General features: G+C 57.2%; 17 protein-coding genes and 1 pseudogene. 6 read left to right on the plus strand and 12 right to left on the minus strand.

Annotation, left to right across the window (positions count from 1 at the left end; all coding sequences use genetic code 11):
* Nucleotides 1-3: 3 nt before the first annotated feature.
* Both eutS and maeB read right to left on the minus strand, forming a co-directional pair.
* A complete protein-coding gene (eutS, locus tag IYV58_RS20015; protein WP_004123425.1) occupies nt 4-339 on the minus strand; it encodes an ethanolamine utilization microcompartment protein EutS in 336 nt (111 codons plus the stop codon).
* Between the two features lie 158 nt (nt 340-497).
* The gene (maeB, locus tag IYV58_RS20020) at nt 498-2,777 is read right to left on the minus strand and encodes an NADP-dependent oxaloacetate-decarboxylating malate dehydrogenase (protein ID WP_004123427.1); all 2,280 of its coding nucleotides are present in this window, start codon (nt 2,775-2,777) and stop codon (nt 498-500) included.
* A 290-nt stretch (nt 2,778-3,067) separates the two neighbouring features.
* Between maeB and tkt the strand changes: the two genes are divergently transcribed.
* Entirely contained in the window at nt 3,068-5,062 is a 1,995-nt protein-coding gene (gene tkt / locus IYV58_RS20025) for a transketolase (protein WP_139529060.1), read from the plus strand.
* Here tkt and IYV58_RS20030 read toward each other — a convergent pair.
* The 3 genes and pseudogenes from IYV58_RS20030 to aegA all read right to left on the minus strand — a co-directional run bounded on the left by IYV58_RS20030 (nt 5,031) and on the right by aegA (nt 8,784).
* A complete protein-coding gene (locus tag IYV58_RS20030) occupies nt 5,031-6,098 on the minus strand; it encodes a DUF1176 domain-containing protein (RefSeq protein ID WP_195729212.1) in 1,068 nt (355 codons plus the stop codon). The two genes, tkt and IYV58_RS20030, sit on opposite strands and share 32 nt — an antisense overlap.
* Before the next feature lie 65 nt (nt 6,099-6,163).
* Nucleotides 6,164-6,761: pseudogene (gene nudK / locus IYV58_RS20035) on the minus strand (GDP-mannose pyrophosphatase NudK).
* A gap of 58 nt (nt 6,762-6,819) precedes the next feature.
* A complete protein-coding gene (gene aegA / locus IYV58_RS20040) occupies nt 6,820-8,784 on the minus strand; it encodes a formate-dependent uric acid utilization protein AegA (protein ID WP_004123454.1) in 1,965 nt (654 codons plus the stop codon).
* A gap of 381 nt (nt 8,785-9,165) precedes the next feature.
* Between aegA and acrD the strand changes: the two genes are divergently transcribed.
* Nucleotides 9,166-12,279 carry a multidrug efflux RND transporter permease AcrD gene (gene acrD / locus IYV58_RS20045; protein ID WP_049115205.1) on the plus strand — a complete coding sequence of 1,038 codons (3,114 nt, stop codon included), beginning with the start codon at nt 9,166-9,168 and terminating at the stop codon, nt 12,277-12,279.
* Between the two features lie 137 nt (nt 12,280-12,416).
* On the opposite strand, the gene ypfM is transcribed toward acrD, so the two are convergent.
* Entirely contained in the window at nt 12,417-12,476 is a 60-nt protein-coding gene (gene ypfM / locus IYV58_RS20050) for a protein YpfM (protein WP_100181659.1), read from the minus strand.
* Between the two features lie 386 nt (nt 12,477-12,862).
* Here ypfM and IYV58_RS20055 point away from each other — a divergent pair, with 386 nt between their 5' ends.
* Genes IYV58_RS20055 through IYV58_RS20065 form a run of 3 tightly spaced genes read left to right on the plus strand, consistent with a single transcriptional unit; the run spans nt 12,863 to nt 14,578 of the window.
* Nucleotides 12,863-13,216, plus strand: a complete 354-nt coding sequence (locus IYV58_RS20055) for an ArsC family reductase (RefSeq protein ID WP_004123458.1) — start codon at nt 12,863-12,865, stop codon at nt 13,214-13,216.
* Nucleotides 13,217-13,219: 3 nt separating this feature from the next.
* The gene (gene dapE, locus IYV58_RS20060; protein ID WP_004123461.1) at nt 13,220-14,347 is read left to right on the plus strand and encodes a succinyl-diaminopimelate desuccinylase; all 1,128 of its coding nucleotides are present in this window, start codon (nt 13,220-13,222) and stop codon (nt 14,345-14,347) included.
* 27 nt (nt 14,348-14,374) lie between these two features.
* Entirely contained in the window at nt 14,375-14,578 is a 204-nt protein-coding gene (locus IYV58_RS20065) for a YpfN family protein (RefSeq protein WP_004123464.1), read from the plus strand.
* A gap of 220 nt (nt 14,579-14,798) precedes the next feature.
* On the opposite strand, the gene ypfH is transcribed toward IYV58_RS20065, so the two are convergent.
* The 6 genes from ypfH to dapA all read right to left on the minus strand — a co-directional run bounded on the left by ypfH (nt 14,799) and on the right by dapA (nt 21,329).
* On the minus strand, nt 14,799-15,497 hold the full coding sequence (gene ypfH / locus IYV58_RS20070) for an esterase (RefSeq protein WP_004123469.1): 699 nt from the start codon (nt 15,495-15,497) through the stop codon (nt 14,799-14,801).
* A 77-nt stretch (nt 15,498-15,574) separates the two neighbouring features.
* Nucleotides 15,575-17,575, minus strand: a complete 2,001-nt coding sequence (locus tag IYV58_RS20075) for a tRNA(Met) cytidine acetyltransferase TmcA (protein WP_195729213.1) — start codon at nt 17,573-17,575, stop codon at nt 15,575-15,577.
* Between the two features lie 12 nt (nt 17,576-17,587).
* Complete coding sequence (locus IYV58_RS20080; RefSeq protein WP_004123474.1) at nt 17,588-18,457, minus strand: KPN_02809 family neutral zinc metallopeptidase; 870 nt, start codon at nt 18,455-18,457, stop codon at nt 17,588-17,590.
* 120 nt (nt 18,458-18,577) lie between these two features.
* Nucleotides 18,578-19,291 carry a phosphoribosylaminoimidazolesuccinocarboxamide synthase gene (purC, locus tag IYV58_RS20085; protein WP_004104417.1) on the minus strand — a complete coding sequence of 238 codons (714 nt, stop codon included), beginning with the start codon at nt 19,289-19,291 and terminating at the stop codon, nt 18,578-18,580.
* Nucleotides 19,292-19,399: 108 nt separating this feature from the next.
* Nucleotides 19,400-20,434: an outer membrane protein assembly factor BamC gene (gene bamC, locus IYV58_RS20090; RefSeq protein ID WP_004123476.1), complete on the minus strand. Its 1,035-nt coding sequence runs from the start codon at nt 20,432-20,434 to the stop codon at nt 19,400-19,402.
* 16 nt (nt 20,435-20,450) lie between these two features.
* Nucleotides 20,451-21,329, minus strand: a complete 879-nt coding sequence (dapA, locus tag IYV58_RS20095; protein WP_195729214.1) for a 4-hydroxy-tetrahydrodipicolinate synthase — start codon at nt 21,327-21,329, stop codon at nt 20,451-20,453.
* Between the two features lie 153 nt (nt 21,330-21,482).
* On the opposite strand from dapA, the gene IYV58_RS20100 reads away from it, so the two are divergent.
* Complete coding sequence (locus tag IYV58_RS20100; RefSeq protein ID WP_004123480.1) at nt 21,483-22,052, plus strand: glycine cleavage system transcriptional repressor; 570 nt, start codon at nt 21,483-21,485, stop codon at nt 22,050-22,052.

The raw sequence follows: 22,052 nt of genomic DNA on the forward strand, positions 1-22,052 counted from the left end.
TAATTAGCTTTTGGTTAACTCGCAGAGGGTGTAATTTAATAATCGACCGAGCCCGCTTACCGTCTGCAGCAGCGCCTCTTCAACCGCGCCAACCGAGCCGTAGATCACCAGCGCGCCGCTAAACCGGTCGAGAAAACCGATATGCACATCGGCGGCCTTCATCGCTAAATCACCGGCGATCATGGCAGTTTCTCCAGGGGTTAAGGTCATAATGCCGATAGCGCCGGATTCGGGAACGCCGATCTTTTTCGCCAGTTCCGCCCCCGGATGCGCAATCAGATGCGCCAGCGTAACCTGCTTGCCGGGTACAAATTCCTGAATGATGCGTTCTTTATCCATGGCTCACCGCTCCGCTAAAACTTGCGCTTATCGTGACAAGTTTCCGCTGGAGTAAATAACAAAATTCGGCAAGTTGATTTGAAAGGTGAGATAGATCACTTATAAACAGAAATAAAAAAGCGCGGGAGAATTCCCGCGCCTGAAATAATTAAATTAAATTACAGCGGCTGAGTTTGCGCTTCAACAACCGCCAGCGCGACCATATTCACGATACGTCGTACCGAAGCAATTGGCGTCAGGATATGCACCGGCTTCGCGACGCCCATCAGCACCGGTCCGACGGTGACGCCTTCGGAGCTGGAAACGCGAAGTAAGTTGTAACTAATACGCGCGGCTTCCATATTCGGCATCACCAGAATATTGGCCGAACCTTTCAGCGGGCTGTCCGGCATCCGCTCATTACGAATGCTTTCCACCAGCGCGGCATCACCGTGCATTTCGCCATCGATCATCAGCTCCGGCGCCTGCGCCTTCACCAGCTCCAGCGCATGGCGCATTTTGCTGGCGGACGGGCAGTCCGAGGAGCCGAAGTTCGAGTGCGACAGCAGCGCCACCCGCGGTTCAATACCGAAACGACGAACCGTTTCCGCCGCCATCAGGGTGATTTCGGCAATTTGCTCCGGCGACGGATCGTGATTGACATAAGTGTCGGCGATAAAGGTGTTGCCGCTCGGCAGCAGCAGCGCGTTCATCGCCCCGGCCGCATGGACCCCATCGCGGTAGCCGAACAGCGGCTGTATGACGCTGTAGTGCTCGTGATAGTCGCCGATGGTGCCGCAGATCATCGCATCGGCTTCGCCGCGCTGCACCATGATCGCGCCGATCACCGTGGTGTTGCTGATCACCGCCCGCTGCGCCTGCTCCTGAGTGATCCCGCGGCGCTTCATCAGGCTGTAATATTCGTTCCAGTATTCTTTAAAGCGCGGGTCGGATTCGTTATTCACAATCTCAAAATCAATCCCGGCTTTAATCTGCAGCCCCAGCTTCTGGATTCGCATCTCAATCACGCCCGGGCGGCCGATCAGGATCGGTTTCGCCAGCCCAAGAGAGACCAGCTCCTGAGTCGCGTGCAGGACGCGGGTATCTTCGCCTTCCGCCAGTACCACCCGCTTCGGCTCTTTGCGCGCCTGGGAGAAAATCGGCTTCATAAACAGGTTCGTTTTGTAGACGAACTCGCTGAGCTTCTCAATGTAGGCATCAAAATCGGCGATCGGGCGAGTCGCCACGCCGGAGTCCATCGCCGCTTTCGCCACCGCTGGGGCGATCTTGACGATCAGCCGCGGGTCGAACGGTTTCGGAATGATATATTCCGCGCCGAAGCTCAGATCCTGATCGCCGTAGGCGGAGGCCACCACTTCGCTCTGTTCGGCGTGCGCCAGCTCGGCAATCGCGTGTACCGCCGCCAGCTTCATCTCTTCGTTAATCGCCGTTGCGCCGACGTCCAGCGCCCCGCGGAAGATGAACGGGAAACACAGAACGTTGTTTACCTGGTTCGGATAGTCAGAGCGGCCGGTACAGATAATCGCATCGGAGCGTACCTCTTTCGCCAGCGGCGGCAGAATTTCCGGCTCCGGGTTGGCCAGCGCCAGAATCATCGGCGCGCGGGCCATTTTCTTCACCATCTCCTGAGTCAGCACTTTCGGACCGGAGCAGCCGAGGAAAATGTCCGCCCCGTCAATCACGTCATCCAGCGTGCGTTTGCCGCTGTCTTCTACCGCATAGGCCGCTTTGGTTTCCGCCATATTCGGCTCACGGCCCTTATAGATAACGCCTTTCGAGTCGCAGACCACGATGTTGTGTTTCTGCATTCCCAGTGCCACCAGCAGGTTCATACAGGCGATCGCCGCTGCGCCCGCGCCGGAGACCACCATCCGCACGTCGGAAATGTTTTTCTCCACCACCCGCAGTCCGTTGAGAATCGCCGCGGTACTGATAATCGCCGTCCCGTGCTGATCGTCATGGAAGACCGGAATATTCATGCGCTCGCGCAGCTTTTGCTCGATGTAGAAGCACTCCGGCGCTTTGATATCTTCGAGGTTAATACCGCCGAAGGTCGGTTCCAGCGCCGCGACGACGTTGATAAATTTGTCCGGGTCCAGCTCATCGACTTCAATATCGAACACATCGATGCCGGCGAACTTTTTAAACAGAACGCCTTTGCCTTCCATCACCGGCTTACCGGCCAGCGCGCCGATGTTGCCCAGCCCCAGTACGGCCGTGCCGTTGGAGACCACCGCCACAAGGTTGCCGCGCGCGGTATATTTATAGGCTGCCAGCGGGTCCTTCTCGATTTCCAGACAGGGCGCGGCGACGCCCGGCGAGTAGGCCAGGGCCAGATCGCGTTGGGTTGCCAGCGGTTTTGTCGGGGAGACCTGGATTTTTCCGGGGACCGGGAATTCGTGGAAATCAAGGGCGCTTTGTTTTAACTGCTCATCCATTTTATCGTTCCTTTCACGTATCGATCGTAGGGGGGTGAAGCGTAATGGCCTACCTGGTGTTCACCCTAAAGGGTCACCTAGTATCTCGCCTGACGGCTTCGTAAACTTTGAACACCGCCAAACTCTCGCCATAACAAAGTTATATTTGTTATCGATTTATAATGTTTATGTAACTTAGTTTCAGAAGCAATGATAGCCCCGTCTGCTATGCTTTTTAGTTATGCAACTCATCATCCTCTCTATCCTAAACCAATAAAAACTCATGCAACCTATTGTTTCAGGAGCACATTATGTCCCGTAGAGAACTCGCTAACGCCATCCGCGCCCTGAGTATGGATGCAGTCCAGAAAGCCAACTCCGGCCACCCCGGCGCGCCGATGGGCATGGCCGATATCGCAGAGGTGCTGTGGAACGATTTCCTTAAGCACAATCCTGAAAACCCGCAATGGTACGATCGCGACCGCTTTATTCTCTCCAACGGCCACGCGTCGATGCTGCTCTACAGCCTGCTGCATCTGACGGGCTATGACTTGCCCATCGAAGAGATAAAAAACTTCCGTCAGTTGCATTCCAAAACGCCGGGGCACCCGGAAATCGGCTATACCCCGGGGGTTGAAACCACCACCGGGCCGCTGGGGCAAGGGCTGGCGAACGCGGTGGGGCTGGCTATCGCCGAGCGTACGCTGGCGGCGCAGTTTAATCAGCCAGACCATGAGATCGTCGATCACTTTACCTACGTGTTTATGGGCGATGGCTGTCTGATGGAGGGGATTTCTCACGAAGTCTGCTCTCTGGCGGGTACGTTAGGACTGGGTAAGCTCATCGGCTTCTACGACCACAACGGTATTTCCATTGATGGCGAAACCAAAGGCTGGTTTACCGATGACACGGCAAAACGCTTCGAGGCCTATCACTGGCATGTGGTTCATGAAATTGACGGCCACGATCCCGAAGCCGTGAAGAAAGCGATTCTGGAAGCCCAGAGCGTGAAGGATAAACCTTCGCTGATTATCTGCCGTACGGTAATAGGTTTTGGTTCACCGAATAAAGCCGGGAAAGAAGAGGCCCACGGCGCCGCGCTGGGCGAACAGGAAGTGGCGCTGGCGCGCCAGCAGCTGGGCTGGCATCATCCGGCGTTTGAGATCCCAAAAGAGATCTACCGCGCCTGGGACGCGCGTGAAAAGGGACAAAAAGCGCAGAAAAGCTGGGAGGAGAAGTTTGCCGCCTATCAGCAGGTCCATCCTCAGCTGGCAGCTGAGTTTACGCGGCGCATGAGCGGCGGACTGCCTGAGTCGTGGGATGAAACAACGCGGAAATATATCGCTGAGCTGCAGGCCAACCCGGCGAAAATCGCCACGCGTAAGGCTTCGCAAAACGCCCTTGATGCCTACGGCCCGCATCTACCAGAACTGTTGGGCGGCTCCGCTGACCTCGCACCAAGTAACCTGACTATCTGGAAAGGTTCGACTTCGCTGAAAGAAGATCCGGCGGGCAACTATATTCACTACGGCGTACGTGAATTCGGGATGACGGCCATCGCCAACGGCATCGCCCACCACGGCGGGTTTGTACCTTATACTGCCACCTTCCTGATGTTCGTCGAATATGCCCGCAACGCGGCGCGTATGGCGGCGTTGATGAAAGCGCGGCAAATCATGGTCTATACCCACGACTCCATCGGTCTCGGCGAAGATGGTCCGACGCACCAGGCGGTAGAACAGCTGGCCAGCCTGCGCCTGACGCCAAACTTCAGCACCTGGCGACCATGCGATCAGGTCGAGGCCGCGGTGGCGTGGAAACTGGCGGTAGAGCGTCATAGCGGGCCGACGGCGCTAATCCTCTCAAGGCAAAATCTGGCACAAATGGCGCGCACGCCGGAACAGGTACAGAATATCGCCCGCGGCGGCTACGTACTGAAGGACGCCGGCGGCAAGCCGGACCTGATCCTGATAGCCACCGGTTCAGAGGTCGAGATCACCGTACTGGCCGCAGAAAAGCTGCTGGCCAAAGGGGTGAACGTGCGCGTGGTCTCCCTGCCATCGACCGACGTATTTGATGCCCAGGATGAAGCCTATCGGGAGTCCGTACTGCCATCAGACGTCAGCGCCCGCGTTGCCGTGGAGGCCGGGATCGCCGACTACTGGTATAAATATGTGGGACTCAAAGGAAAAATTGTCGGTATGACCGGCTACGGTGAATCGGCCCCGGCCGATAAACTTTTCCCTTACTTCGGCTTCACCGTTGAGCATATCGTCAGCGTAGGGGACGAGGTACAGAACGGGTAACCCATAGCGTGGGCCAGGCGTCTGGCCCCTGCCAGTTATCGCACTGCGGCTGCTGCGCGTAGCGTACCAGGCTAAAGCGCTGGCCGTCATAGCGCCAGCGCGTTTGCGTCCCGCAGTCGCCGGGCGCGCGCCCTTTATCCAGCGTCACCAGCTCCTGGCGTCGATCGTCGTAGCGGGCGTTCACCAGCTCTACGTCACGCGGCACATCGCCGGGCGGCTGGAAAGGCAGCGTAAGCCGTAGCGGGTGAGCAATATACGGTCGCTGACGCGACACCAGCCAGGCCAGCCAAATGGTGTTGTAGGCGCCCGCTTCGCAGCTGGTCATTAGCAAAACCTTATCGTCGGTTAGCGCGGCAACCCGAACCTCGCGGCGAAACGGATCCAGCGAACAGGCGCTGCTGTTCATGCGCTCGTTGCCGTAATCCATGAGATCGTTAAGTTCATCGCGGCTAAGGGGCGATTGCGCGACGTCGATTCTCGCTACCGACCGCAGCGCAGGCGCTGGTGGAACGCTGAGCGGCGGCTCTTCCCCCTTTCCCACCCACGCGGTTTCGCTACCCACGCGCTTCTGCCGGTTATCGATAAACAGCAGAGCGGCTTTCAGCCCCTGTAACGAGATACTCTGTAGGCCATTTTCAAGCGTCATCGTCTGCGCGTCCTGCACCCGCTGCAGGAAAGCATCAATGGTGACGCTATCGTCGGTTTTAAGCAGTTTGTCGGAGATCTGCCAATGTTTATCGCCCAAAGACAGGGGTTTACCATCGAGGCGAAGGCGCGGCGCAATGGGCGCCAGCGCCGCGACCGGGTTGCCCACGCCGCCGAGCTCAATACGCAGGCTGGCGCTGGTGGCCGCCCCGGCGCTGCGGGTGAGGGTCATGACCAGGCCGTGATGCAGCCCGACGTTGCGGGCCACGCAGAAATTCTGATTGTTGCAGGTTACCTGCCAGTCATTGAAGAGCTGTTGCGCCGGCGCCGCCCGCACCAGCGATGTCGGCAGTAAACCGAAAAGCAGAAATAAAATAACCCGATGCAACATGAGCGGCACAACCCCGGAGAAAACGCCATACACAGCGGCTATGTTCACCAGCGGCGAGGTTTTACTCAATCGGATTTATCAGAGATCCCCGTTCATCAGCCCGGAGGTTTGCAAATATTGCAGCAGGATCACCGCTTTGCCATCGCGGATCTCCCCGTTCGCCATCATCTCCAGCGCCCGGTTATAAGGAAGCTCCAGCACCTCAATATCTTCATCATCAACGCCGCCACCACCGTTGGCCCGCTGAGTATCATTATATTCGGCAATAAAGAAATGGATAAGCTCGGTGACGCCGCCGGGCGACATAAACAGTTCAAACAGTTTGCGCACTTCACCGACTTCGAAGCCGGTCTCTTCAATGGCTTCTTTGCGCACGCACGCCTCCGGCTCGTCGCTGTCCAGCAGCCCGGCGCAGGTTTCGATCAACATCCCGTCTTCGTTGCCGTTAACCCAGGTCGCGATGCGGAACTGGCGAACCAGCACGACGGTCTGCTTATGGCGGTTATACAGCAAGATGGTAGCGCCGTTGCCGCGATCGTAGACTTCACGTTTATGGCGAACCACGCTTCCATCGCTGCGCGTCAGCTCATAGGTCATGTTGCGCAAAACGAACCAGTTTTCGGAGAGGATTTTATCTTTGATAACGTTGATATTGAGTGACATACGGGCCCCACAGCGTGAAATAACGATGTCATATTACGCTGCGGAACCCGCTTTGTCGTCAGTGAAGCGGAATCGATTTAACCTCGAGGAAGTCCATGATCCCCTGCGCCGCGTGGCGGCCTTCTGCCATGGCGGTCACTACCAGATCGGCGCCACGCACCGCATCGCCGCCGGCAAATACTTTGCGATGGGTGGTCTGATAGCGGTAGCGGCTTTCCACATTGGCCTTAATTCGGCCGCGACTGTCGAGCTTAACGCCGACGGATTCCAGCCACGGCATACCGTGCGGATGGAAACCAAAGGCCATGATCACCGCGTCGGCGGGCATGACAAACTCGCTTCCGGGGATCGGCGACGGGCTGCGGCGCCCCTGAGCGTCAGGCGCGCCAAGCCGGGTGCGCAGAAAGCGTACGCCGTTGACATGCCCCTCTTCGTTCAGCTCCAGGGTCACCGGCTGGACGTTAAATTCAAATAATGCCCCCTCTTCGCGCGCGTTTTTCACCTCTTTCTTCGAACCGGGCATGTTGGCTTCATCGCGACGATAGGCGCAGGTCACCTGCTTCGCGCCATGGCGCAGCGCGGTACGCACGCAGTCCATCGCCGTATCGCCGCCGCCGAGCACCACGACGTTCAGCCCTTCGGTGTTGACGTAAGGCTCTTCCGGCAGCTCAAGCAGCCCCATCACCTGTTTGGTGTTGGCGATCAGGAACGGCAGCGCGTCATATACGCCGGGCGCGTCTTCGTTCGGTAGATCCGCTTTCATCGAGCGATAGGTTCCGGCGCCAATAAATACCGCGTCATAGTCATCAAGCAGCGTCGTCAGCGGGATATCTTTGCCTATCTCACAGTTCAGCTCAAAGCGCACGCCCATCTGGGTAAAGATTTCCCGCCGCCGGGCCAGCAGAGATTTATCCAGCTTAAAGGCCGGAATACCAAAGGTCAGCAGGCCGCCGATTTCCGGATGGCGATCAAAGACCACCGGACTCACGCCGTTGCGCACCAGCCGGTCGGCGCAGGCAAGCCCGGCAGGACCCGCGCCGATAATCGCTACCCGCTTGCCGCTTTCAACGACCTGCGAAAGATTCGGCCGCCAGCCGTTGGCCAGCGCCTGGTCGGAGATATAGCGTTCAATATTGCCGATGGTCACCGAACCGTGCTCATCGCGCAGCGTGCAGGCCCCTTCGCACAAGCGATCCTGCGGGCAGACTCGGCCGGTTATTTCCGGCAGGCAGTTGGTCTGATGAGAAAGCTCAACGGCGGCGGCGATATCCCCCTCTTTCACCCGCTCAATCCACTGTGGAATGTGGTTGTGCAGCGGGCAGGTCCATTCACAAATGCTGTGTTCGCCGCACTTCAGGCAGCGTTCCGCCTCGCGATTAGCCTGTCCGGCAGTGAACGGCAGATAAATTTCGGCAAAATTGGCCTTACGCGCTTCGGCAGTTAGTTTGTCGGGCTCGCCGCGCGGCGGCGTCGCGGCCATCTGCGCGACTTTTCCGGCGGAACACGCCAATACCGCCGCGCCGGGATGACCCAAACGCGCCGCGCGCTGACGCCGCTGTTTCGCCAGATTCATCAGCGTACTGTCCGTCGCCAGCTCCAGCGCCCCGGCCGGGCAGTTTTGCACGCAGGCGGGCCCCTCTTCGCGACCATCGCACAAATCACATTTGTGCGCCGTCGCTTTGACTCTGCCCTCCTCTACCGGCGTCAGGACGATCTGCATCACGCCAAACGGGCAGGCAACCATACAGGATTTACAGCCGATGCATTTCTCCTGATTCACCTGGACGCTGCCGTTAAGCTGGCTGATGGCGTCATTTGGACAACTGCGGGCGCACGGCGCCCCTTCACAATGGTGGCAGGTTACGGCGTTACGTTTTTGCTCGCGCTTGATAACGGTAATACGCGGCAGAAAACGCTGCGGGGTCAATACATGCTGCTCATCGTTATGCGCCATGACGCAGGCAACTTCACAAGCCTTGCATCCGATGCACTTATGACTATCGCTTAAAATAAAGTGGTTCATGACATCCTTCAGTCTTCGTGGTGAATAACCCCTCAATTCGCATGACTATCTATTACCCGACAAAACGGTGCAGGAACAATGTGCATTTGCACAGGTTGCCGATTTTTTGGTAATAACCCGAGGTGGATCAATTTTTTTGACTTAAATGAAATCACGTTTTATTTAGCTAAGTAATAATGCGCTACGTTTGCGCCACCGCGGCGGCGCGCCGAAAGGAAGGAGCAGATAGAGGAAGAAAGAGAATTCTTTACGCTGCCATAAAAGGCACACGATAAATTACACTATCTCCTTATTTTCTCCACGATTGCCTGAGGGCTTGCCGCTAGAGTGTCACAGGCTGTGCAATAACAAAAAAATGTGCAAAATGAGGTCCTAATTCTGATGGCGAATTTTTTTATCGATCGCCCCATTTTTGCGTGGGTTCTGGCAATCCTTTTATGCCTGACCGGTACCCTCGCAATTTTGTCGCTTCCCGTTGAGCAATATCCCGAACTTGCCCCACCCAACGTGCGGATCACAGCGAACTATCCCGGCGCTTCGGCACAGACGCTGGAAAATACGGTCACTCAGGTTATCGAGCAGAATATGACCGGCCTCGACAACCTGATGTATATGTCATCCCAGAGCAGCGGCACCGGGCAGGCCACCGTGACGCTGAGCTTTACCGCCGGGACCGATCCGGATGAAGCCGTCCAGCAGGTGCAGAATCAGCTGCAATCGGCGATGCGTAAACTGCCGCAGGCCGTCCAGAACCAGGGCGTAACGGTGCGTAAAACCGGGGATACCAATATCCTGACGATCGCCTTCGTCTCTACCGACGGCAGTATGGATAAACAGGATATAGCCGATTACGTTGCCAGTAATATTCAGGACCCGCTCAGCCGGGTCAACGGCGTAGGCGATATTGACGCCTATGGTTCGCAGTATTCGATGCGCATCTGGCTCGATCCGGCCAAACTCAACAGCTTTCAGATGACAGCAAAAGACGTCACTGATGCTATCTCTTCGCAAAACGCGCAGATCGCCGTCGGCCAGCTGGGCGGCACGCCGTCGGTGGATAAACAGGCACTCAACGCGACGATTAATTCACAATCGCTGTTACAAACGCCGGAACAGTTCCGTGATATTACCCTGCGGGTTAATCAGGACGGTTCGGAGGTCACCCTTGGCGATGTCGCCACCGTCGAGATGGGGGCGGAAAAATACGATTACCTCAGCCGCTACAACCGCCAGGCGGCATCCGGACTGGGGATAAAACTGGCGTCCGGCGCGAACGAAATGGCGACCGCCGAACGCGTGATCGACCGCCTGAACGAACTCTCCCAGTACTTCCCGCACGGCCTGGAATATAAAGTCGCTTACGAAACCACCTCATTCGTGAAGGCGTCGATTACCGACGTGGTGAAAACGCTGCTTGAGGCCATCGCGCTGGTGTTCCTCGTGATGTATCTGTTCCTGCAAAATTTTCGCGCCACGCTGATTCCCACGATCGCCGTTCCGGTAGTGCTGATGGGGACCTTTGCCGTCCTCTACGCCTGCGGCTACAGCATTAACACTTTAACCATGTTCGCAGTAGTGCTGGCGATAGGCCTGCTGGTGGACGATGCCATCGTGGTGGTGGAGAACGTCGAGCGTATCATGAGTGAGGAGGGCCTCTCGCCGCGTGAAGCGACGCGAAAATCAATGGGCCAGATCCAGGGCGCGCTGGTCGGTATCGCCATGGTGCTATCGGCGGTATTTGTGCCGATGGCCTTCTTCGGCGGCACCACCGGCGCGATCTATCGTCAGTTCTCTATTACCATTGTCTCGGCGATGGTGCTGTCGGTTCTGGTAGCGATGATCCTGACGCCAGCGCTGTGCGCCACGCTGTTAAAACCGGTTCACAAAGGCGAAACCCACGGACAACGGGGCTTCTTCGGCTGGTTTAACCGCACCTTTAACCGTAACGCCAGCCGCTACGAAACCGCAGTCGGCAAAATTCTTCATCGCTCGCTGCGCTGGATAATGATCTACGTCCTGCTGCTGGGCGGAATGGTCTTTTTGTTCCTGCATCTGCCTACGTCGTTCCTGCCGCTGGAAGACCGCGGCATGTTTACCACCTCGGTGCAGCTACCAAGCGGTTCAACCCAGCAGCAAACCCTGAAGGTGGTGCAGCAGGCGGAAGACTACTTCCTGAAAAATGAGAAACAAAACGTTGAATCGGTGTTTGCGACCATCGGTTCCGGCCCCGGCGGCAACGGCCAGAACGTGGCGCGTATGTTCGTACGCCTGAAGGACTGGGACCAACGCGATCCCACCACCGGCTCCTCTTTCGCCATCATCGAGCGTGCAACCAAAGCGTTTAACAAAATTAAAGAAGCCCGCGTTTTTGCCAGCAGCCCGCCTGCCATCAGCGGTCTGGGCAGCTCCGCCGGTTTCGATATGGAACTGGAAGATCACGCGGGCAACGGGCACGAAGCGCTGATGGCCGCCCGCGATACCCTGCTGGAGCTGGCCGCTAAAAATAACCAGCTCACCCGCGTGCGCCACAACGGCCTCGACGATAGCCCGCAGCTGCAGGTGGATATCGATCAGCGTAAAGCGCAGGCGCTGGGCGTCTCTATTGACGATATCAACGACACGCTGCAGACCGCGTGGGGGTCAAGCTACGTCAACGATTTTATGGACCGCGGCCGCGTGAAGAAGGTCTACGTTCAGGCGGCGGCGCCGTATCGCATGCTGCCGGACGATATCAATCTGTGGTACGTACGCAACAGCAGCGGCACGATGGTGCCCTTCTCCGCCTTCGCCACCTCACGCTGGGAGACCGGTTCGCCGCGTCTGGAGCGCTATAACGGCTACTCGGCGGTAGAAATCGTCGGTGAAGCCGCGCCGGGCGTCAGTACCGGTACCGCCATGACGATTATGGAAGAGCTGGCCCAGCAGTTGCCGAACGGCTTTGGTCTCGAATGGACGGCGATGTCCTATCAGGAACGCCTCTCCGGGGCACAGGCGCCAGCGCTGTACGCCATTTCGCTGCTGGTGGTGTTCCTGTGCCTGGCGGCGCTGTACGAAAGCTGGTCGGTGCCGTTCTCGGTGATGCTGGTGGTGCCGCTGGGGGTTATCGGCGCACTGCTGGCGACCTGGATGCGCGGGCTGGAAAACGATGTCTATTTCCAGGTGGGCCTGTTGACGGTGATCGGTCTGTCGGCGAAAAACGCCATTCTTATTGTCGAATTTGCCAATGAGCTGAATCAGAAAGGCGAAGATTTGCTTACCGCCACCCTCTCCGCCTGCCGCCAGCGTCTGCGGCCGATCCTGATGACCTCGCTGGCGTTTATCTTCGGCGTACTGCCGATGGCCACCAGTACCGGGGCGGGCTCCGGCAGCCAGCATGCCGTCGGCACCGGGGTGATGGGCGGTATGATTTCCGCTACGGTGCTGGCTATCTTCTTCGTGCCGCTGTTCTTCGTGCTGGTGCGCCGCCGCTTCCCGCTCAAGGAACGGCCGCAATAATCGTGACGCGCCCTGACGATATTTTCGCCGGGGCTAAATAACAGAAAAGGCGACCGGACAGGTCGCCTTTTTCATGTGGTCGCTTCAACTGCATTATTATTCTGCCTGTGGAATCGCCATGCTTTTATTGCGGAAAACTATTTACGAAGCATGCCTTCGATAAAGTCTTTCCAGTTCCCCAGTTCATGTTCAATCATAATAGCCTCTCTTATTATTATGGGTGATTTTATGCAAATTCATTGATGGTTTAAAGATGGTTTGCGCTATCGCTCTGATGACTATCATTACCTCCCTGCTGAATACCCCTTTCATTCGTAAGTACTATGAGCCCAATTCGTGCAATTTAATGTGACCAACAGCAACATTTAGCAACATTCGTCCATTAGCCTATCGCGCCAGGATCCGCCCTGCCGCTAGCAGTAGCCGCCGTTCGGCGCGCAAAAAACGTTCAGAGTGTAACCCTGGATATATATCAGGGGGAAAAAACGATATTTATTAAAACAATTCACGTATTATTTATTAAAGGCTTATATATTCGGAAGAATCTTAGCCAATCATTTAATTCAACGGAAAAGGTTTAATCATGCTCACCATGTACGGGATAAAAAACTGCGACACCATAAAAAAGGCCCGCCGCTGGCTGGAAGCCCATCAAATAGAATATCGTTTTCATGATTATCGTGTCGACGGTCTGGATCGCAGTTTATTAGACACCTTTATCGCTGAACTCGGCTGGGAAGCGCTGCTTAACACCCGAGGGACGACGTGGCGCAAGCTGGATGAAACGGTCCGCGCCAGCATCAATAACGCCGACGCTGCGGCGAAACTGATGCTGGAAATGCCGGCAATCATTAAACGCCCATTGCTCTGCGCGCCCGGTCAGCCTATGCTGCTGGGTTTCAGTGAATCAAGTTATCAGCAGTTTAACGAGGTGTAGTCTATGTCTTGCCCGGTCATTGAGCTGGCTCAGCAGCTTATTCGCCGCCCTTCCCTCAGCCCCGATGATGCGGGATGCCAGGCGTTAATGATTGAACGTCTGCGTGCGATTGGCTTTACCGTTGAACCGATGGATTTCGGGGATACCCAAAACTTCTGGGCCTGGCGCGGGCGCGGGGAAACGCTGGCGTTCGCCGGTCATACCGATGTCGTTCCATCGGGCGACGCCGATCGCTGGATTAATCCCCCTTTTGAGCCCACTATTCGCGACGGCATGCTGTTTGGCCGCGGCGCGGCCGATATGAAAGGCTCGCTTGCGGCGATGGTGGTTGCCGCCGAACGCTTTGTCGCCCAGTATCCGGACCATAAGGGCCGTCTGGCCTTTCTAATCACCTCGGATGAAGAGGCCAGCGCCAAAAACGGTACCGTTAAGGTTGTGGAAGCGCTGATGGCGCGCAACGAGCGCCTGGACTACTGTCTGGTCGGTGAACCCTCGAGCACCGAAGTCGTCGGCGATGTGGTGAAAAACGGCCGTCGCGGCTCGCTGACATGCAACCTGACCATTCACGGCGTGCAAGGGCACGTGGCCTATCCGCACCTCGCCGATAACCCGGTTCACCGCGCCGCGCCGATGCTGGCGGAGCTGGTGAATATTGAGTGGGATAAGGGCAACGAATTCTTTCCGCCGACCAGTATGCAAATCGCCAACGTGCAGTCCGGGACCGGCAGCAACAACGTGATTCCCGGCGATATGTTCGTCCAGTTCAACTTCCGCTTTAGTACCGAGCTGACCGACGAAATGATTAAAGCGCGCGTCGTGGCCCTGCTCGAGAAATACTCGCTGCGCTACAGCGTCGACTGGTGGCTCTCGGGCCAGCCGTTCCTGACCAGCCGCGGTAAGCTGGTTGATGCGGTGGTTAACGCCATTGAGCACTATAATGAAATCAAACCGCAGCTGCTGACCAACGGCGGCACCTCCGACGGGCGCTTCATCGCGCGTATGGGCGCGCAGGTGGTTGAACTGGGGCCAGTGAACGCCACCATTCATAAAATAAACGAGTGTGTGAATGCCGCCGACCTCCAGCTGCTGGCGCGGATGTACCAACGCATCATGGAACAGCTGGTCGCCTGATGGCATCAATAGAGAAGAGGTAAGCGCATGGATTGGCTAACGAAATACTGGTGGGTTCTGGTGTTGGTATTTTTGGTGGGCGTAATGATCAACGTGATTAAAGATCTTACCCGCGTTGACCACAAAAAATTTCTCAACAATAAGCCGGATCTGCCGCCGCATCGCGACTTCAACGACAAGTGGGACGATGACGACGACTGGCCGAAGAACGACCCGTCGAAGAAGAAGTAAGCATTTTATTTGAGATTGCAGCAAAGAAATCGCCCGGCTTGTACGACGCGGGTCAAGTAACCCGGACAGATGCGCAGTATCGGCTCCGGGAAAATATCCCACTCTGCGCTCTTTTCCCGGGGGCGGCGCTTAACGCGCCTTGCCCGGGCTACCGGTTTCCAGCTCGTTTGCAGGTCCGGTTGCCCGGACAGGCGCATCGCGCCGCCTCCGGGTTTATTATTCACAGCAGCTCAATAATATCGCTATCTTTCGGTGTGCTGCCGCTGAGGGCCTCGTCGAAATAGTGCTTCGGTACGGTAAAGCGCAGATGATCGAGGGCAAACTGCATGCTACGATCGTCAATCGCGTGCCCCAAATCCTCAACAATATCCAGCGTCACGTCACCGCCGGCCTGCTGTAGCGCTTCCTGCCCCGCTACCGCCCACGCCAGATCGATAACCCGATCTTCGCCGCCGTGGATCAGGTGAACGGTGGTCGCGGTCGTCGCCGTCTCCGGCAGCGTCGCATATCGGCCGTTAAAGGCGATCACCCGCGATGCCAGACCCGGCTCGGCTTTAATGCTCTCCAGCGACATAATCGCCCCCTGCGAGAAGCCGATCAGCGCCGTCGCCTGCGGGCTGACGCCGCTCTGCTGCTGCCAGTAGCGCACCGTTTCAATGAAGGTCGGCATGATCGCATCCACGCGCTGCTGGCGGTTTTCTTCGCTGACACCCTGCACGGAAAACCACTGGCGCCCCGGAGGCGGGCCGCACGGCTCCGCGCCACCGATGCTGACGATCAGCGCCTCGGGAAAGAGCGGCGCAAACCAGCTACCGATTTGCCCCATTGCCACCGGGTTATCGCCGACGCCATGAAACAGCAGCAGCAGTTGCTGTGCAGGTGTCGCGGGGCTTTGAACAATAAAATGATCGTGTTTCATGGCTGTCTCCTTAATGTCTGCAAGGAAGTTTACGCCGCAGGCAAAATATGACCATGCCATTTAACTGAAGGAGTTAGTTAAAAAAATTGCAGCATGTGAACCTGCTGGCGCAGGTCGTTGGCGCGGTTTTCATCCAGGCTGAGCAGCGCCTGCGCCGCTTCTTCGCGCAGCCTGGCCAGCAGCGCTTTCCGTCCGGATAAATCTAACGTTCGGCAAAGCGCGGTCTCATCCTGCTGCTGCAGGCGGCCCCGTAGCGCCGGAAGCGGCAGCTCCACCAGCATAAGCAAGCGATTGAGGCTACCCGCCGAGGTCAGTAGCGAACGATGGGCAAAAGCAAAACCCGCCACCTCCAGCCAGTCTTCTTCAGTAAGAATAGTCGCTTTCAGCGCCGTCAGCGGCACAGGCTCATCTCGCCAGTCGCGCAGCCAGTACTCATCGCGCTGCAGCCGTCGAGCTTCTTCGCTTGCCAGGCGCTGGCCCGCTTCGCTGAGAGGATAGAGCGCCATCGCGGTATAACAGCCGCTGCTGGCTTCCCGATGCGTGCCCAATCGCACCAGCGTAAAACCGCAGCGTTGCCAGAAGCGCCACAGCTCAGGCGTGTAGCCAAAACTCACCGACAGATAATCCCGGCCCGCAGCCTGCGACGTCGCCTGCTCCACCAGCCGCTGCCCCACCCCCTCGCGTTGGCGAGCCGGATGCACGGCAATACGGCTGATGCGCAGCCCTGTCAGCGTGGCCGCCAGCGGGCTGCCGCCGTGCGCCGCCAGCGACTGCGCCACCAGATTGCCGCGCGGACGGCGGTAGCCGGCCCACACCGCCTGGCTAAGGGATGGCTCCAGACCGCCCTCTTCGACCAACCACAGCGCCCCGGCGATGCGGTTGCCGCTGCGGGCGCAGGTAAAATGCTGCCCCGGCGCATCCATCATGCGCCGGAGGTCAAGCGGCGACGTGCGATAGTGGGCCCCGGAAAGCAGTTGATACATCGCTTCCGGTAACGCAGGCTGTCGCCACCAGCTCTCCTGGCTGACGCTTTCCAGGGCGATATCGCCGCCTGGCGCGTGCTGAAAGGTCTCATCGCTAAACAGCAGCAGCTGCGCGATCGCCGCCTCCAGCGGACAGCCGCTCGCCCAACGAATGGGCGCCGTCAGGCTAAACTGCCGTAAGTGCGCAAAGCTGGCGCAAAACTTAAGCAAAAAGCCGCGCCCGGTCCCTTCGTACCCCTGCACGGTGGTGGTCAATAGCGTCTTCGGGAAGCGGGAGACAAGCTGGCGCAACAGCGGCCCGGGGATGGCCGCTGCCTCATCGACAATCAGCCATCCGGCGCTACAACCGGAAGCCAGCAATGCGTCGGGGGCCATAAAGCGCAAGTTTTCGCCAGCGAAAGCCGCCATGACCTCCGTCGCTCCCCGCGCCGGCGCCGTGACGATGGCATCTCCCCCCAGATGGCGAATAAGCATTCCCGCGAGCGCGGACTTTCCTCGCCCGCGCTCGGCGGTTAGCGCCGCAATGCCGGGAGGGAAACGGGCCAGTTCGGCAAGCACGGCGGCCTGCTCCGCCTGCGGATGACCATCGGCGGGACGCCATCGCGGTCGCGCGGCAAATGCCGGCACCATGCATTCCTCGCCCTGCCGCCAGAGAATGGACGCGTTATTCGCACTAATCTGTTGGCAAAAACGATAAACAAAATTCGGCGTAGAGATGGGGTCGGGAGCGTCGCTCCAGCGCAGGGAATCCGCATCAGGACGAGCCGGCCATTGCACGAAGTCGGGCACGAGCAATACCAGCCAGCTCCCGGCGCGCAGCGTACCGGCTAACGCGGCAAACGCCGCGACGTCAAAACCCTCGCGGGCATCGAAAAAGGCGTGCTGGAATTCGCGGCCCAGCAGCGATTTCAGGGCGGTAGACGAGACGTACGGCTCGGGCATCGGACGCGGACCAACCCACAGCCCGTCTCCGGACAGCGCGGTACGTACTGTTTGCGCCTGGCGCAGGGTCCAGGCATCGTCGCCGCTGAGAACCAGCAGACGACGAATGCCTTCGCGCGCCATCTGCGCCGTCAGGTGACGCAGTTCATCCATGACAAAAAAGCATTACAGCGCGTTGCCGAAGGTGTTGCACTGCGCCGGGTCGCCGCTATCGAAGCCGCGTTTAAACCAGGTATAACGCTGCTGGGACGTTCCGTGGGTAAAACTGTCCGGCACGACGCGCCCCTGGCTCTGCTGCTGCAAGCGATCGTCGCCAATCGCCTCTGCGGCGTTCAGCGCTTCCTGCAGATCGCCGGTCTCCATGTAATCTTGCTTCTGCATGTTGTAGCCCCAAACGCCGGCAAAGCAGTCCGCCTGTAGCTCCATTTTTACCGACAGACGATTCGCTTCCGCCTGCGAAGCATTTTGCTGCAGCTGGCGCACTTTCGGTTCAATACCCAACAGCTTTTGTACGTGATGGCCAACCTCGTGGGCAATAACGTAGCCCTGCGCGAAATCGCCGCCGGCGCCAAGCTTGTTTCTCATCTCATCGTAGAATGACAGGTCGATATACACCGTGCTGTCCGCAGGGCAGTAAAAAGGCCCCATCACCGATTGGCCGGTGCCGCAGGCGGTCCGCGTCGCGCCGCGATACATCACCAGCTTCGGCTGCGCGTACTGGCGGCCCATATCTTTAAAAATCGCGCCCCAGGTATCTTCCGTGTCCGCCAGAATCACCTTCGTGAATTTCGCGGCCTCTTCATCCTGCGGGCTGATGGAGCGTTGAGTGGTGGTTTGCTGTTGTGATACCGGTTCGCCGGTCAGCATGCCGGTTAAATCTACGCCGTAATAGCCCGCCACCAGGACAATAATCAGCAGCACGATGCCGCCTTTGCCGCTGGGGAGACGAAAACCGCCTCCGCCGCCCATCGGTGAACCAGATTGACCACGACGATCTTCCACATTGTCGCTTTCGCGACGTCCTTGCCAGCGCATAAGCACCTCAATTCATCATATTAACCAATGAATAAGATCGTAGGCGGTTCAGCGGAGGATTACCACAGGAAACAGCAAGAAGAGCGCCAGAAGAAGAAAACTTCTTCTGGCGTCGGGGGATTAGTCGAGTTTCACGCCCAGGCGATGAGCGACTTCTTCGTAGGCTTCAATCAGGCCGCCGAGGCTCTGGCGGAAGCGGTCTTTATCCATTTTATCCATGGTTTTTTTATCCCACAGACGGCTGCCGTCCGGAGAGAATTCATCTCCCAGCACCACTTCGCCTTTGAACAGACCGAACTCCAGTTTGAAGTCCACGAGGATCAGACCCGCGTCGTCAAATAGCTTTTTCAGCACATCGTTAGCTTTGTAGGTCAGCTCCTGCATCCGCGCCAGGTTCTCTTTGCTCACCCAACCAAAGGTTTCGCAATAAGATTCATTGACCATCGGATCGTGCATGGCGTCGTTCTTCAGGAACAGATCGAACAGCGGCGGGTTCAGCTCAATGCCTTCTTCAATGCCTAAGCGTTTCACCAGCGACCCGGCGGCGCGGTTGCGCACCACGCACTCCACCGGCACCATATCCAGCTTTTTAACCAGACACTCGGTATCGGACAACAGCGCTTCCATCTGGGTCGGGATACCCGCTTCCGCCAGCTTGCTCATAATGAAATGGTTAAACTTGTTGTTCACCATGCCTTTACGATCGAACTGCTCAATGCGAGCGCCGTCCCCTGCTGACGTATCGTTACGGAATTCGAGTATCAACAGATCCGGGTTTTCGGTGCTGTATACCGTCTTCGCTTTACCACGATACAACTCAGCTTGCTTTTGCATCTTTGTCACTCCAGTGATGATTAACGATAAAAATTTGTGCTTTTCTGCCGACGCACACGTTTGCGTCACTATACATTAAAAAGGGCCGGATTGCTCCAGCCCTGTTAATTACTTACTTAATGCGGCCTGGAATACGGCAACCAGGGCATCATTTTGCGACTGCGTCAGCGTATGGCCTTTCGGGTCGATGAACTGCAGGCTGCTGCGGTTATCGAGGTCCCCGACCTGCAGTTTATAATCGCCGGATACCAGCTGCGGGTCGCGAGCGCCCAGATCGGTCCAGCCGCTGTCGGAAAGCGGTTTATAGGTGACTGAGAAGCTACCCTGAGAACGAGAGCTATCGGTGACCTTCATACCCACTTTTTCCAGCGCGCCCGGCAGGCGTTGCCACACCAGGTTAAACGGCGCGCGAACGATCAGCATCGGCAGGCCGGTATCATCAGCGCCGCTCTGCACGTCGAAGGTCGCCCCGGCGTTTTTCTGCGCCGCGTTCTGCGCGCTAGTGGCGTTCAGATCCAGACCTTCGGAAATGACGTTCAGCATGGCGGTACTGTAGCGCTGCAGCGAAGCCGGATCGGCAACAGGTTTACCCGCCTGCTCCAGATTCACCAGCTTCACGATCACCGCCTGCTGATAGCCTTGCTGCTTAACTGAGATTTGATAGCGACCACGGTACTGCTGATCTTCATCGAGGCGATTCCACTCGACCCAGTCGGTATTCAGCGTCTGGCTAGCATCGTCGCGTTTAGCGATAGTGTAGTTTTTCGACTGCACGATGCTTGCCACCTGCGCCCACAGCGAACCGCTGCGACCGTTTTCCACCATCAGCGTCGCGGTATCGCCGCTGAACTGCGTACGCGCGCCGCTGACCAGCGCCAGAGGCTGGGCTGGCGGACGAATGTCCAGGGCTTTGCCTGTGTTACCGGTGCTGGTTGCAACCGGAATATTATAATCACCCACCTGAACCGGCAGGATCATCCCTGCTGGCGCGTGAAGTTCACTAAGCGGCGTTGCCTGCAAATAGGCCTCGTCGCCGCTCACCTGACGCTTATAGCGCGAGTCAGAACTACAGGCCGCGAGGAGTAGAACCAGCGAAACACCCGCAACCTTCGCCAGGCGCGACTTCTGTACTGAGTAAGCCATCAAATCTCCCTAAACTTTACAGCAAACCGGCATGCTTCAGCGCTGCGGTAACGACCTTAGTACCGTTTTCGGTAATCGGGGTCATCGGCAGGCGTAACGTATCGGTCGCCACAAGACCCAACGCCTTACAGGCCCATTTGACCGGGATAGGGTTGGGTTCGACAAATAATTTGGTATGCAATGGCATCAGACGCTGGTTAATCGCACGAGCTTCGGCAAATTGACCTGCTAGCGCCAGTCGGGACATCTCGGCCATTTCACGCGCCGCAACGTTTGTCGTTACGGAAATCACGCCATGACCGCCAAGCTGCATAAAGTCCATTCCGGTCGCGTCATCGCCGCTCAGCAGAATAAAGTCATCTGAAACCAGCTCTTTGATCTGATGAACGCGGCTTAAGTTCCCCGTCGCTTCCTTAATACCGATAATATTTTTAATTTCCGCCAGACGGCCAACGGTGTCAGGCAGCATATCGCAACCGGTACGGGACGGCACATTATACAGGATTTGCGGCAGGTCAGTATGCTCTGCGATAGCTTTAAAGTGTTGGAACAGCCCTTCCTGGGTCGGGCGGTTGTAATACGGCGTTACCGTCAGGCAGCCAACCACGCCGCTATCGTTGAATCGTTTGGTCAGGCTAATCGCCTCTGCGGTTGCATTTGCACCGGTGCCGGCAATAACCGGAATACGCCCGTCGGCCAGTTCCAGCGTCTGCATGACCACATCACCATGCTCTTCATGGCTCAATGTTGCGGACTCTCCGGTAGTTCCTACCGAAACGATCGCCGAGGTTCCGCTGGCGACATGATAATCAATCAGTTTTTTCAGGCTTGACCGGCAGACGTTGCCGTTTTCATCCATCGGCGTGACAAGCGCTACAATACTTCCCGTAAACATGGGCCATCCTCAGAGCATAAGTGGGACAAGATTCTCAATGTTACGTTTGGAGTCGCAATAAAAGCAAGAGACCCGATGCCATCAGGGATGTTGTATGCCGGTTTTTTTTATGCTTTCCTAACGTTACCTCACCTTTTTAAAGGAAGAACAGGTTTGACAGCCTCATTACAACACTATCTGGTTATTACCGCGTTGGGTGCTGACCGCCCAGGCATCGTGAATACGATCACTCGTCACGTCAGCAGCTGCGGCTGTAATATTGAAGACAGTCGGCTGGCCATGCTTGGCGATGAGTTTACGTTTATCATGCTGCTTTCCGGCTCGTGGAATGCAATTAACCTGATTGAGTCAACTCTGCCGCTGAAAGGCGCCGAGCTGGATCTGCTTATCGTGATGAAGCGTACAACCGCGAGGCCGCCTCAGGCGATGCAGAACACCGTCTGGGTTCAGGTTGAGGTGCCGGATTCACCGCATATCATTGAGCGATTTACGGCGCTGTGCGATACGTGGAAAATGAACATTGCCGAGCTGGTTTCCCGCACTCAGCCCGGTGCGAACGACGAGTCAGCGCAGCTTTTTATCCAGATCACCGCACACAGCCCGACTACGCAAAATGCATCAAATATCGAACAAGCGTTCAAAGCCCTATGTACAGAACTGAATGCACAAGGCAGTATTAACATTGTTAATTATTCACAGCATGATGAACAGGATGGAGTTTGA

Source organism: Klebsiella sp. BDA134-6, assembly GCF_015601345.1.
Classification (GTDB): Bacteria; Pseudomonadota; Gammaproteobacteria; order Enterobacterales; family Enterobacteriaceae; genus Klebsiella; species Klebsiella grimontii.